General features: G+C 40.8%; 10 protein-coding genes. 3 read left to right on the top strand and 7 right to left on the bottom strand.

Going from position 1 to position 12,912, the window contains the following annotated elements; genetic code table 11:
• The first annotated feature begins 24 nt into the window (after positions 1–24).
• On the top strand, positions 25–879 hold the full coding sequence (locus MSG37_RS14995) for a TetR/AcrR family transcriptional regulator (RefSeq protein WP_248471462.1): 855 nt from the start codon (positions 25–27) through the stop codon (positions 877–879).
• Between the two features lie 120 nt (positions 880–999).
• Positions 1,000–2,091: a branched-chain amino acid aminotransferase gene (locus tag MSG37_RS14990; RefSeq protein WP_248471461.1), complete on the top strand. Its 1,092-nt coding sequence runs from the start codon at positions 1,000–1,002 to the stop codon at positions 2,089–2,091.
• Between the two features lie 57 nt (positions 2,092–2,148).
• Here the strand turns inward: MSG37_RS14990 and MSG37_RS14985 are convergent, their stop codons facing one another.
• The 7 genes from MSG37_RS14985 to MSG37_RS14955 form a co-directional block, all read right to left on the bottom strand.
• Entirely contained in the window at positions 2,149–2,550 is a 402-nt protein-coding gene (locus MSG37_RS14985; protein WP_248471460.1) for an energy transducer TonB, read from the bottom strand.
• Positions 2,551–2,859: 309 nt separating this feature from the next.
• Positions 2,860–3,810 carry an acyltransferase gene (locus MSG37_RS14980; RefSeq protein ID WP_248471459.1) on the bottom strand — a complete coding sequence of 317 codons (951 nt, stop codon included), beginning with the start codon at positions 3,808–3,810 and terminating at the stop codon, positions 2,860–2,862.
• Between the two features lie 7 nt (positions 3,811–3,817).
• On the bottom strand, positions 3,818–4,720 hold the full coding sequence (locus tag MSG37_RS14975) for an acyltransferase (protein ID WP_248471458.1): 903 nt from the start codon (positions 4,718–4,720) through the stop codon (positions 3,818–3,820).
• 188 nt (positions 4,721–4,908) lie between these two features.
• A complete protein-coding gene (locus tag MSG37_RS14970; protein ID WP_248471457.1) occupies positions 4,909–6,396 on the bottom strand; it encodes an EAL domain-containing protein in 1,488 nt (495 codons plus the stop codon).
• Between the two features lie 446 nt (positions 6,397–6,842).
• A complete protein-coding gene (locus tag MSG37_RS14965; protein WP_248471456.1) occupies positions 6,843–8,363 on the bottom strand; it encodes a YifB family Mg chelatase-like AAA ATPase in 1,521 nt (506 codons plus the stop codon).
• A 569-nt stretch (positions 8,364–8,932) separates the two neighbouring features.
• Positions 8,933–10,189, bottom strand: a complete 1,257-nt coding sequence (locus MSG37_RS14960) for a HAMP domain-containing sensor histidine kinase (protein ID WP_248471455.1) — start codon at positions 10,187–10,189, stop codon at positions 8,933–8,935.
• Positions 10,161–10,829, bottom strand: coding sequence for a response regulator transcription factor (locus MSG37_RS14955; RefSeq protein ID WP_248471454.1), 669 nt, complete (start codon positions 10,827–10,829; stop codon positions 10,161–10,163). The genes MSG37_RS14960 and MSG37_RS14955 overlap by 29 nt, the downstream gene beginning before the upstream one ends.
• 93 nt (positions 10,830–10,922) lie before the next feature.
• Between MSG37_RS14955 and MSG37_RS14950 the strand changes: the two genes are divergently transcribed.
• Positions 10,923–12,110, top strand: coding sequence for a DUF5666 domain-containing protein (locus tag MSG37_RS14950; protein WP_248471453.1), 1,188 nt, complete (start codon positions 10,923–10,925; stop codon positions 12,108–12,110).
• Positions 12,111–12,912: the final 802 nt, after the last annotated feature.

Below are 12,912 nucleotides of genomic sequence, written 5' to 3'. Positions count from 1 at the left end.
TCGTATAGGGGGAGAAAGTTTTTTGTGGATGCCTTCAAGAAAATCTTTCTTCTAAGTATCTATATCGATATTTCTCCTTATTATCAAAAGTATAGAGAGAATAAAGAGAGTGTTAATATGCAATGCCCGGGTAGAAATTTAGATGCTATTCGCTGTAATCAATTGTTAGATGTAGCCGAAAAATTGATTGATGAGCAGGGGGTTGTATCTTTTCGGTTCGCTCAAATAGCTAAAGGTGCAGGCTGTTCAACTAATACTCTGTATAAATATTTTGAGTCAAAAGAAGATGTATTGGTTTGCCTATTTTTAAGAAACACCACATCAAGCCAGATCCCAGTGTTTATTGATGAAAATCCTGATTTGAATATCCGAGAACAAGCTGTGCTACCGATCCTCTTTACTTTTGAAGTGGTAAAGCGCAGCCCGATTTTTAATATTCTTAGAGTTGTAGCAATTAATAGTATGTTTTGGCAATTGGCGAGTTCTGAGAAGGTGGAGATCCTAAAGAGTCGGGTAAATCTTTTTTGGAGCAGAGTGAAAAGCCCCTTAGAAGAGGCCGTTAAAAAAGGCGAGCTAAAGGCTACTTCACTGGAAATTGATGACTTAAGTCAGGCGCTTTACTTTTTTCTTGCTGGAGCAACCTCGTCTTTTGAAAGTCGACTAATGGATGAGCAGTACTTTATCGCAAATGATGATGTTGGCTATCGGCATATCAGTCGCTTAATGAATCATTATCAATGGCGTGAACCCATTACACGAGAAATGATGCAGAGTTTGTCAGGGCGTATTAATGTTTTTTTAGATAAAAGTCGGGGAAATATCCGAAGCTGTGACTCATGTTTAGCTATCGGCAAGCGTTTTGATTGTAGGCAGGAGTAGTTGATAGAGTTTACTTTAGAGCATCGCCTTAAGTTGATGGATCTTTAGCTACCCCCCGTTTTACTTGACTTTTTTATGACCACTGATAGGCTGCTCAGTCAGTAATCAAGGTGGTATACAATGCAAATAACTTATAATTTAAAACCTGCGTTAGAGCGCCGAAGCGAACAGTTTAACCCTACAACTAATGTTGGTTTTGGCAACCTCAGAACTGACCACATGTTTTTGATGGATTATCGTGATGGTGAGTGGTGTGACCCACGCATCGTTCCTTATGGTCCATTCGAGGTGGCTCCTGGGGCTATCGCGCTGCATTATGGTCAATCAGTGTTTGAAGGTGCTAAAGCTTTTCAGCATGATGATGGCGAAATTTATACCTTCCGAATCGACAAAAATGCCGAACGTCTTAACCGTTCAGCAGACATTCTTTGTATTCCAGCCTTATCTGAACAAGTACAGGTTGATGCGATTAACGCATTGATCGATGTCGATCGCCTATGGTTCCCGATGCAAGAAGGTGCCTGCCTTTATATTCGTCCATTCATCTTTGCTACAGAAGACCGTTTATCCGTAAGTCCAAGTGAAAAATATACTTTCTGCGTAATGTTAAGTCCTAGCGGCCCTTATTATAGCGATGGTTTTGATAAAGCGATTCGTTTGTTGATTAGTGAGCGTTTTCACCGTGCAGTATCTGGCGGTACAGGCGCATCTAAAGCTGCTGGTAACTATGCGGCATCACTAAAAGCGGGCAAGGCTGCTGCAGAATATGGCGCTGCTCAAGTGTTGTATTTAGATGCGAATAACAAGCAGATTGAAGAGGTGGGAGCGATGAACCATTTCCACGTGCTTAAAGATGGCAGCATTATCATCCCTAAGTTTACCGACACCATTTTAAAGTCGATCACTTCGCAATCGATTCTTGATCTAGGTGAGATATTGGGTTGTGAAGTACGTCAGGAAACAGTCATGCTTGACCAGTTCATTAGCGACATTGAATCCGGTGAGATTATTGAAGCGGGCGGCTTTGGTACTGCAGCTGTTGTATCTCCAGTAGGTTCTTATATCTTTGAAGATAATCGGGTAATAACGGTTGGTGACGGTAATGTAGGTGAACATACAAAACGCATTTATAAAGTCTTAACCGATATTCAAAAAGGTCACCTTCAAGGCCCAGAAGGTTGGGTGCAGCACGTTAAACGTCTGCATGAATAATCCAAAAAAGGCTCCTAATAGGAGCCTTTTTTATGCCGGTAAATAGGCCTTTTAAGCTTAAAGGCTTACGGTTGTGCTGACTTTTACCGCTTGATTTTGGAAGTTTTGAGGTGCCGGATTAAATTGATATGCCTCAAATTTTTTCAAAGCTTCAGCGTCTATTGTTTCACCGTTTGTAGTATTTATTACATTGACTTGGCTCATGTATCCATCTTCATTAATAATGAAGGATATTTTGTACGGCGATGTAGTTTGTTGTGTTGTATTTGAGGGGGGGACTACATTTTGCCAATCAATCAGATTGTTTTTCGGGAACCAGTAAAAAGCTACTTCACTACTGTTAACTTCAATAGGTTGATTACCAATGTAATGACTAAGAGGGCTACTTGTGCAACCACTCGCTACCAATACTATGGCTAGCGTTCTTAATATATTTAAACACCCACCCTTTTGATACATCTGCGTCATCCTTGTTAATTGATGTTAACTTCGAGTGTAAGGTATAGGTAAGAGCTGGCTAAGTCCAGTCAAACATTTGACTTACTGGCCTAGCTCTATTTTTGGTGGCGTTTATTATGCTTTTTTAGGGTTTTAATGCCGAGTTAAAAGGAGGAGCTTGCTTTCCTGCTGGAATAATTTTGCGTAATTGTTGTGTGAAGTGGTTGGTTATACTGAGTGGGTTGTGTGGCGGATTGTTGACGTTTATTGTAATTGGGAGATAAAAAGCAGCGTGATTCGCTGCTTTTATAATTATCATATACTCGCTGTTTAGCTCTTACTATGAATATTCTGTTGTTGGTTAACATTTGCACTTGCAGAGTTGTGCTTTAGCATTAATTGATGAATTTCTTCATCTTTTCTTTCCCAAACCTCATTCAACCAACGTTGGAAATCTACACGATAAGCTGCCTCTGAAAAATAACGCTTATTATCGACTTCAGGCACAGGCAATACTTTTACGCGAACCACAATCTTTTTCATGCGGCCATGCATCACTTCGTATAACGCATCTTTTTTAAAGACTTCAGGGTACAATACTGTGACATCTAGCAGATTGGTAAACTGCTCTCCCATTGCTGATAGCGCAAAGGCAATTCCGCCTGCCTTTGGCCGCAATAAGTAACGATAAGGAGAGTCTTGACGAACCCGCTTATCTTCAGTGAAACGACTGCCCTCAACGTAGTTGATAATAGACGTCGGCATACCGCGAAACTTCTCACAAGCTCGGCGAGTTGTATCTAAATCTTTACCTTTTAGCTTCGGGTTTTTCTTTAGCTTTGCAGGGCTCGTGCGAGTCATAAACGGCATGTCTAGCGCCCAACATCCTAGACCTAAAAATGGCACATACATCAGCTCTTTTTTTAGAAAGAATTTCAGCATTGGAATGTGGTTTCTTAATACATAAGTTTGCGCTGCAATATCAAAACCACTTAAATGGTTACTGATCAACAGGTACCAACTGTTTTTATCGAGGTTATCTAGTCCTTCGATATCCCATTCAATATCGGCAAGTAGATACAAGATCCCACCATTACAGGTAGCCCAAGCCCACATAAAGCGATTCATTATATGGGTTAAACCATTACGAGCTGGAGTGAAGGGGACGAGTAACTTAATGATGCCTCCCACACTTATTAGTGAAGCCCAAATCACAGTGTTAATGATCAGTAAGGTGGTGCTTAAAAAATATAAAATAGAACCAGGTAAAAAGTTCAACATTGTGCGCTTATGCCTCTTCTCGATGGTTTGTCTGTGCAAACTCGGTTAGTACTTGGTCTTTTTGTTGCCAAATGAGGTTAAGTTGTTCTTGGAAGTGGATCTTAAACTGGCGATCTTTTAAATAGTCGCCACGTAACTCATCACCAATCTTACTAACACGGATATGTACCTTCACTTCTTTCACTTGGCCACTAATGAAGTCCCAATAAGAGGGGACTTTGTTTGGGTAGTAGATTGAAACATCAACTAATTTATCTATGTGTTCACCCATAGCAGATAGCGCAAAAGCCATGCCGCCAGCTTTAGGTTTTAATAAGTGATTATATGGGGAGCTTTGCTTACTGTGTTTGACTGAATTAAAGCGTGTACCCTCAACAAAATTCATCACACTAACGGGTTTGCTCTTGAACTTAGCGCAAGCTTTTCGGGTTATTTCGATATCTTTACCGCGTAGTTTAGGGTTACGTTTTAGTTGAGTATTGCTGTAGCGACGCATAAACGGAAAATCTAAAGCCCACCAAGCTAAGCCGAGGACCGGTACATAAATGAGCTCTTGTTTAAGAAAAAACTTTAAGAAGGGAATTTTGCGGTTTAATACGCGTTGCAAAATGAGGATATCGACCCAAGACTGATGATTCGCGATAACCATATACCACTCTTTGGTCGACAGCTCGGTGTCGCCTTCAATAGTCAGCTTAAAAGGGTGTAGGGTATTTTCAATGATATTGTTAATACTAATCCAAGCGCTTGCACAGAAATCGAGAAAGTGGGTGCAAATAACGCGTGTCACTGATAACGGTATGAGTTTAAAGAAGCTCATAATAAAAATAGGAAAGACCCAAAATAGGGTATTAATGAAGTAGCAGCAAAAAGCCAAGCCGCCCCTTATGCATGACACCATTGCGCCCATTCAAAACCTCAATAATAAATTTGGAGACTTATAGTACTCGTTGTCAGGTTTTGTCTCAATCTAGATGTTAAATTTTGATTAATAGGTAAAAGAAAACTGAGGTTTTTTATAGATAGATAGGAAAGGCGTTGAGTAGGTTTTAAGGTTTTGTGCACCAACCTTGTAGTGATAAGGTTGGTGCTTATTTATTAATGATTAAGTAAGTAATCTCTTAATTCTCTAGCTGGTAAAGCTTTAGCATATAGCCAGCCTTGATGTAGGTGAATACCAAGCTGTTTGAGCATTTCTGCTTGTGTTTGGGTTTCAACACCTTCCGCAATAATACCGATATTCATCTCTGTTGCTATGGCAATATAAGATCGAATTAAAAAAGCTTGGTTGAGCTCTGTTGTAAGCATTTTAGTGAATGCTTTATCAATTTTTAAATAGTCGAACTCAAGTTGTTGTAACATTAATCCGCCACCATAACCTGTGCCTACATCATCGAGCTTAATTTGGCAGCCGAGTTGCTTACAACCGGCAATAAATTCTCGAACCTTTGTCCAGCAACTGATTGGATGACGCTCTGTTAGCTCAAAACACAATTTTTCTATAGGATACGCGCGATCTGCCAAATGCTGCAAATAAGGCAAAATGTTGCCATGTTCAATCTGCTGAGCACTAATGTTGATACTACATTTTGCTATTTGCTCACTAAGTAATAGAGACTTTAGCTCATTAAGTGTCGTTTTTATCATCCATTGGGTTATTTTAGGCATAATTGAATCTTGCTCTAAATAACGGATGTAGCTGCTAGTCTCGCGGTGACCGCCACCTTTAACTTGCCACCTCAATAGTGCTTCAACGCAATATGTCTTGTGGTTATTGGTGTCTATAATTGGTTGATATGCCAAGTAAAATGCTTCTTTTTTTAGTGCTTGAGCAAATTTTTTGTGCCAATAGAACTTTATTATCGGGAGTCTAAATAGATAAGTGCTCCAGATTAATATCAAACAAGGCAGCAATAATAATAGGAATAACGTCAACCATAGTTGATTTCGGGCTGATTCATTAGCGCTTAATATGTATTTAAAGTCAGAGTCATCTGCTTGATATTCAATGGTGAAAAATGGGTGGGGTTGGGTTCGACGGTTTATCCATTCAACACCATTAACCTCAACCGTAATGTCGCCACACGCTTGGCATACTGCGAGTTCGTTAGTAATCGCTTGTATCGATTGCACTGGAACAAAGACTTTTGCCACACTATCAGTGACACCAGCAAAAACAGCCTTTTGCTGGTTGAAGGTTCTATCATCACTACCTTCAAACAGACCATGACCATCCATATGCCGGCTAAGTAGTCGTCCGCCCGAAGGCGCAGGCCATCGACCGAGGGCCGAACAAATTATATTTTCGCCATTAAATCGTACCCAAGGCACAGGAAGTGTACTTTGCTTGAATAATTTGTTTTTCAGAAGGCTAATGGTTTTGTCAGAGCAGTGACTCTCCTGCTGCTCTTGTAACATTTGCTGCACTTGAGTCATTTGAATCTTGGCTGTGGCGAGTCTTTTTTGGTAGTCGCTATCTAGCATGATAGCGACATCTGTGAGTTGTTTAGACAGTAAATAGTGACTCAATCCAAGTGACACAGCCAACAAGCCAAGAAAAATAATTCCTGCAACCACTGAAGTCATTGCATATTTGCTATTGTATTTAAATTTAGTTGGCATGTGATTAGTAGCTATATCGTTTTTAAAATTAATAATTTGTGCAGTTAATAAAAGGGTGATGGCAATAAAGCTTGGTATTAGCTTTTACCTGTGTTGCAACAGTTACTGCCATTGACTCAAATGCTAAAAAAGCGTTGTCTGGGTGAGTCTAAGGTAAATGAATGTTTACTACTTCAACGTTGTCGGGTTAACGAAGTCGGCGGAATTTACTGGAATATTAAGTGCTATTCAACTTATTTGTTAACTGATTAACTGTTATTTAATCTAGCGCAGTTTTATAAGGCGTTTTTTGGAATTTAGTCACTAAAAAGTGCTTGATATACCTCTTAAGTATAAGAGTGTTACCGAGCGTATTTAGTTTTATATTAGAGCTATCTGTTAATAAAACCGGTATTTACCTTGTAATTAGTTTATTGCCTTGCGAGCGAGGCAAGTAATCTATCCATGGCACGGTAACCTAACGCTTGAGCGATATGAGAGCGGTCAACTTTAGTGACTTGTTGCAAATCTGCAATGGTGCGGGCTACACGTTGAATGCGGTGGTAGCTGCGCACAGATAAGCCAAGTTTACTAACACTTTGCTCTAAAAATACTAGATCTTTGTCATCAAAAAGAGCGTCTTGTTTTAATTGCTTCCCAGATAACTGGCTATTTAGTACACCGCTACGGGCCAATTGAACCTCACGGGCACGAAGAACTCGCTCTGCAATTGTTTCGCTAGTTTCAGCTTGTATGTTTGAACTATTCAGTGCGCCTAACGGCAGTTTAGGGACATCAATCGTCAAATCAAATCTATCAAGAAACGGTCCTGATAATTTAGCAAGATAACGTAATATCTGTTCATTGCTAGCCCTAGCATTATCTGTATCGCCACAAGGGCTGGGGTTCATAGCGGCAATTAGCTGAAAACGACTAGCAAAAGTCAGTTTGGCTGCAGCGCGAGAAATGCTGACTTCACCTGTTTCCATGGGTTCACGTAGACAGTCGAGCACTTTACGAGGAAATTCAGCCACTTCATCGAGAAACAATACACCTCGATGGGCGAGAGATATCTCCCCAGGTTTAGGTTGTGCACCGCCCCCGACTAATGAAATTGCCGAGCAAGTATGATGTGGACTCCGAAACGGTCGATGGTAGAAATGGTGAGGCTTAATATTCTGTCCAGCAACAGAATGAATGGCAGCGACCTCTAAGGCTTCATGATAATCGAGTTGCGGCAATAGTTTCATCATGCGGCTAGCTAGCATGGTTTTACCTGTTCCGGGAGGCCCAAGCATTAGCAAGTTATGGTTACCTGCTGCGGCTATCTCTAAAGCTTGTTTAGCTTGATGTTGACCAATAACCTCACTCATACACGATTGCCGGGCTGTATCATTTGGTTGTAACCACTCTAAACTTGGATCAATGCTTGGAAGGCTAGACTGACCATGTAAATATGCAGCTAAAGATTGTAGGTGCGTGGCAAACCGAACTTGCTCAAAGCCGACTAATTCAGCATCTTCTCGGTTTTCAGTAGGCAATACTAAAATACTATTTTGCTTGCTGGCATCAACTATAACCGGCAGTAACCCTTGGCAGAATCGAATTTGTCCTGAAAGTGCCAGCTCACCAACAAACTCATGGTGTTTAATTGAATCGAGTGGAATTTGTTTTGAAGCTGCAAGGATCCCTATGGCGATAGGGAGGTCGTATCGCCCACCTTGTTTGGGTAAATCTGCAGGGGCAAGGTTTACAGTAATGCGGCGCATCGGAAACTCAAAACCCGCGTTGATGAGAGCACTACGAACTCTTTCTTTGGCTTCCTTGACTGAAGCCTCGGGTAATCCAACTAAATTAAATGCGGGTAATCCGTTGCTTAAATGCACTTCAACTTGTACCGATGGAGCTTCGACGCCACGGCTGGCACGGGTCGCTACGCAGGCGATGGGCATAAACAAATCCTTTTGTTTTATGTATTGATTTTAGTTTAGCTAAAGTTTGGTGGTTTGCTCAGGTGTCAGCAAGGTTGGATTTTGTCTAACAGTTTTTATTATCAAGCTGTGCTTGATGAACCTCATAGGATTTCATCCTACATTACCGCTAATCAAACTTTGTTTGATATTAACGTCGTCAGGTTAAGCCTGACAAATGTCGTGAGCTTCGAGCTCACACACGGGCAAAAGGGGCCTAGTCAGAACCATCATCCATGATAGCTCTACGGTATTTTTGTCTACTCACCCGGCAACTTCGATGGGAAAATATTGCTCTCTATATGGTTTTTAATAAGCTTAGCACTCTAAGCGTAACTATTAATCCAAACCATTCCACCTTTCTAACTTGCTTCTGAAGTGTCTGCACATGTGCTGCAGTAGACCGTTGGAACCACGGATGTCGAAAGATGCATTAAATGCTGCCTAAGAATTGGTGACACAAAGGTTCACAGCTTTAGCTTTAAAGCATGCAACAGTTTCAACCCCAGACCCAATTAATCCACAACAATCAAATCACCTAAAGGGAATCGTTAACGGCTTTCTTCTTTAGCTTCAAAGACCAAGGTGGTACGAAACTCAACGCCATTATCATGTGGCTCATAACTCCAGCCCATGCGTTCGCAGATCCTTTCGACGATGACTAAGCCAACACCATAACCGGCATTGTAAGTTTCATTGCCGTCATGACGATTGGTGATGGTTAGCGTATGTTGCTCAACCTTAATCGCAATATCGCCGATACTATAGCTAAAGGCATTTTTGATAACATTGTTGAGTACTATGGCAATAAAGCTTGATGGGGCATGTACGGTAGCGGCATCGTCAACGCTTAAGTGATAGCTGCTACCTTGACGGGCGAAAAGTACCGCCATTTCAGTTAACTGTTTTTGTAATGCTTCTGCTAAATCAACATCGGCAAAATAGCGCGGGCTGATGGACTCTTTACCTAGTAGTAAAAAGGTTTCCGTAAGAACCTGCATTTCATCGCTGGCTTGCTGTAAACGCTTAACAGCATTGACGGCCACAGGATGTTGATCAGGGATCTTTGCCAGCAGTTCAGCTGAGCCTTTTACCACGGTTATCGGCGTTCTCAATTCATGGGAGGCAAAGTGGCTAAACTCCTTCTCGCGTTGAAAAAAACCATTAATGTCATTTTTACTATCCAGCAAAGTCTGCTCAATATTTCGGGTTTCGACAAACTTAGTGTCTACGTCAAAAGGCGGATCATCTGGCGACATCTGAGCAATTTTTTGTTCAATAATCGTCAGTGGCTTTGATAGTGTGCGAATAAAATACAGACTGTATATTGTCATCAATAGACCAATTAACAGACCTAGAATCAAAATGTAGTCGTGTAGGTGCTCTTCATATTCATCAAGGTAGTCATCGGCGTCGTCTTGAAACACAACATACATTAAGCCCTTGCCGGATGGATGAGTGCTTACAATAAAGTGTTTGTCCTCTTCACCTCTGAGTTCCTCATATACACCTGGAGAAGTATAAGCATTGAGCCAGTGTGGAATGTTTTGTTCGCTCCAATAAGTTTTAAACTCATTGGTATTAGGTAATACCGTTTTATCGCCATAAACTTTATAGTCTTGGTTATAACGATATACCTCTGTATCCAGCCAATGATTAAGGCTGATTTTTTCGATTTGGTTTTCAGCGATGTAAATCAAAGACCAGAACAGGCTGAACATGGCAAACGTCATCAACCCGAAACTCCAACGGATTTTTCGGTAGATGCTTGGAAAGTGCTTATGCTTTGAGTCGGTAACCTTGTCCATGAATTGTCTCTAGTCGTGAATCTTCGAAGCCTTTGTTTAGCGCTGTACGTAAACTATAAATGTGGCTACGTAATGCATCACTCGGTGGTGACTCATCTCCCCACACTGCATCAGTGACATCTTGCCGGCTAACAATGCTAGGAGCCCGCTTTATCAGGACTTTTAATATCTTGAGTTGGATACGGCTGAGCTTGATAGGTTGTTCTGCTCGAGTCACGATACCAGTTTGAGTATTAATATTAATGTCGGCAAAAGTGAGTACCCCGACATCCTGTCTTGGACCACGATTACTTAATGCATGTAATCTGAGGCTTAACTCCTCCATTGCAAACGGTTTGAGTAGGTAATCATCTCCACCTGCTTTAAAGGCTGCCACTTTGTCTTCAAGGCTATCTTTGGCAGTTAAAAACAATATAGGCGTATTGCAGTATAGATCTTCTCGTAGCTTACGTACCGCACTGATGCCATCAAGTTTAGGCATCATGATATCCATAATAATCACATCGTAACTATTTTCAGACAAAAGCTTGATTGCGGCTTCACCGTGATAAGCGCAATCAATGACCATGCCTTCAAGTTCCAAATAGTCGGCGATTGTTTCGGCTAGGTTGTGACTGTCATCAACAATTAAAACTTTCATAGATTATTTTATCTTTCTTCACGATCGCTTCACGGTCATAGATTTAACATACAGCCAAATTTGATAATCATCTTACAAAATAAGGGTATTTAGATGAAAAAAATAGCTTTAGTTTCAACACTTGCTCTGATTTTAACTGCTTGTGGCGGTGGAAGCGATAGTTCTTCTGATAATGGTAACAACGGTAATGGCGGCGACAATGGTAACGGTGGTGCAGTAACCGCGCCAACTGCTGTGAAAGGCGCTATTGAGTCTATTAGTGAGAACAAAAAGACAATTGTTGTAAACGGCTATAGCTATGATGTTGCCGGTGTTTCATACGGTGACGTAGAACTGGATAGCAATGCTCTGCAGCCTAATATGATGGTGCAAATCGGCAGCGCACAAAAAGCTGCAGTACAGGTTCAACTTGAGCCGACTATCACTGGTAAAGTGACTAAGATAGATCGTAATGCAGATACCTTCGATATTAACGGTATGACGTTAAGTTATAAGTTATCTGACGAAATCAACCAGTGTGACTGGGTTATGGTATCTTCATTGCCAACTGCTAATGCCGGTTATAAAGTACTGTCTGTTGTTAAGTTTGAAAACGATGAGCTAGTTAATCATTACGAAGTTGAAGGTCCAATATCGAGTATTAATGCGACTAACGAAACCTTTAAATTAGGTGCTGGTATTACCGTTGTTTATACTGGAGCTAAAATTGAAGCGCCTATGAATGGTCTTGAAAAGGGACAGTGGGTTGAAGTAGAAGGCTCTCTAGGTAATGGTCAGTTTAATGCTACTAGCGTGGAAGTTGAGGACTATAACGACCTAGCTAACGATACTGAAGTTGAAGGTATCGTGACTTGGGTTAATCCGGAGCAAACAGCATTTGAGCTTAACTACCAAGGTCGTTTTGTTGTCAATGCGCAAACTAAGTTTGAAGAGGGTATTAAGTCAGATCTAAAGCAAGGTGCTTTAGTTGAAGTGACGTCTGTTAAGCAAGGTACTAAACAAGTCGCTACTGAAGTTGAATTTGATGATGACAATTCAACAGGTGATGACAACGATAACGCTGGTAATTGGGAAGAATTTGAACAAGAAGGTCAATCTTCTTTATTTGACTTCAATTCACAAAGTTTTGTGATTAATGGTGTCCAAGTCTTTGTCGATGCTCAGACTGCATTTGAAGATGGGATTGAGCGTGACACGATTCACCTAAAGCATATTGAAGTAGAAGGTGTAGTGATCAACGGTCAGAACATCGCACGTGAAATTGAAGCAGACAACGACTAATCTTTTAGTTACTTCCGCTTGTGTTTGAAATGTAAAAAGTCCTGTAGGTTAGCTTGGAGTTGATACTGGGTTAACCAATGAAAATGCCTTCTTATTATAGAAGGCATTTTTGTATCTGCCGTATACGGCTCTTTATACCTCTATAATAGTGAGTGCTCTGATGTAGTGAATACGGAACAATCACAGGCGTTTTATAGAGAGTGGTCGTGACATCTTATGAGCTTCGCTTAAGATATTCTCCAGAACATCCAATTCATGCTTATATAAAGAGAATACTGCTCGATAGCTATAGATATATAGTTAGTATAAGTGGCTTTTATAAGTGCCTATATAAGCTTTGGCAGGTTGCAGCTTATTATAGAGGTCTTTAGCTGCGCTCTTTATATAGTTCTAGTGAGCATCGATTATCCTCAAAACTAAATTAAAACGGACGTTATCTTTACTTAACAGTTAGTCTTGCTCCTAGAGTGAACCTTAAGGGCTGCTGAATTGGCTAATATCAGCACCAAAATGAACAAGTCTGTGGATAACCTGTCTGTTAGCTGTAACTAATAAAGGTATAAAAAATAAATGTATTTTTCTTTCAAAAAGCGCTTGCGCTCAGATCAAAACTCCCTATAATGCGCATCCACTGACACGGCACAGCAGGCCGACTACCCAGCGTAAACGCTAGATAGAACGGGACTTACAGCGGTGTTAGAGAGATTAACTTCTACGGGAATTAACCTCAGGTGACAATCGCTTTAAGAGCTTCGGGTTTTGCTTCTTTTCACGAGAGTGATTAAGAAATCATCGCTTGAAA

This window comes from Shewanella sp. 1CM18E, from assembly GCF_023161665.1.
Taxonomy (GTDB): domain Bacteria; phylum Pseudomonadota; class Gammaproteobacteria; order Enterobacterales; family Shewanellaceae; genus Shewanella.
Note: the sequence above shows the minus strand (reverse complement) of the source record. Positions and strands in the feature narration are given on the sequence as shown.

Bases quoted from the DNA above. Each gene is read 5' to 3' on its own strand.
- MSG37_RS14990 (WP_248471461.1), top strand. From the start codon at position 1,000: ATGCAAATAACTTATAATTTAAAACCTGCGTTAGAGCGCCGAAGCGAA.
- MSG37_RS14985 (WP_248471460.1), bottom strand. From the start codon at position 2,550: ATGTATCAAAAGGGTGGGTGTTTAAATATATTAAGAACGCTAGCCATA.
- MSG37_RS14980 (WP_248471459.1), bottom strand. From the start codon at position 3,810: ATGTTGAACTTTTTACCTGGTTCTATTTTATATTTTTTAAGCACCACC.
- MSG37_RS14975 (WP_248471458.1), bottom strand. From the start codon at position 4,720: ATGGGCGCAATGGTGTCATGCATAAGGGGCGGCTTGGCTTTTTGCTGC.
- MSG37_RS14970 (WP_248471457.1), bottom strand. From the start codon at position 6,396: ATGACTTCAGTGGTTGCAGGAATTATTTTTCTTGGCTTGTTGGCTGTG.
- MSG37_RS14965 (WP_248471456.1), bottom strand. From the start codon at position 8,363: ATGCCCATCGCCTGCGTAGCGACCCGTGCCAGCCGTGGCGTCGAAGCT.
- MSG37_RS14960 (WP_248471455.1), bottom strand. From the start codon at position 10,189: ATGGACAAGGTTACCGACTCAAAGCATAAGCACTTTCCAAGCATCTAC.
- MSG37_RS14955 (WP_248471454.1), bottom strand. From the start codon at position 10,829: ATGAAAGTTTTAATTGTTGATGACAGTCACAACCTAGCCGAAACAATC.
- MSG37_RS14950 (WP_248471453.1), top strand. From the start codon at position 10,923: ATGAAAAAAATAGCTTTAGTTTCAACACTTGCTCTGATTTTAACTGCT.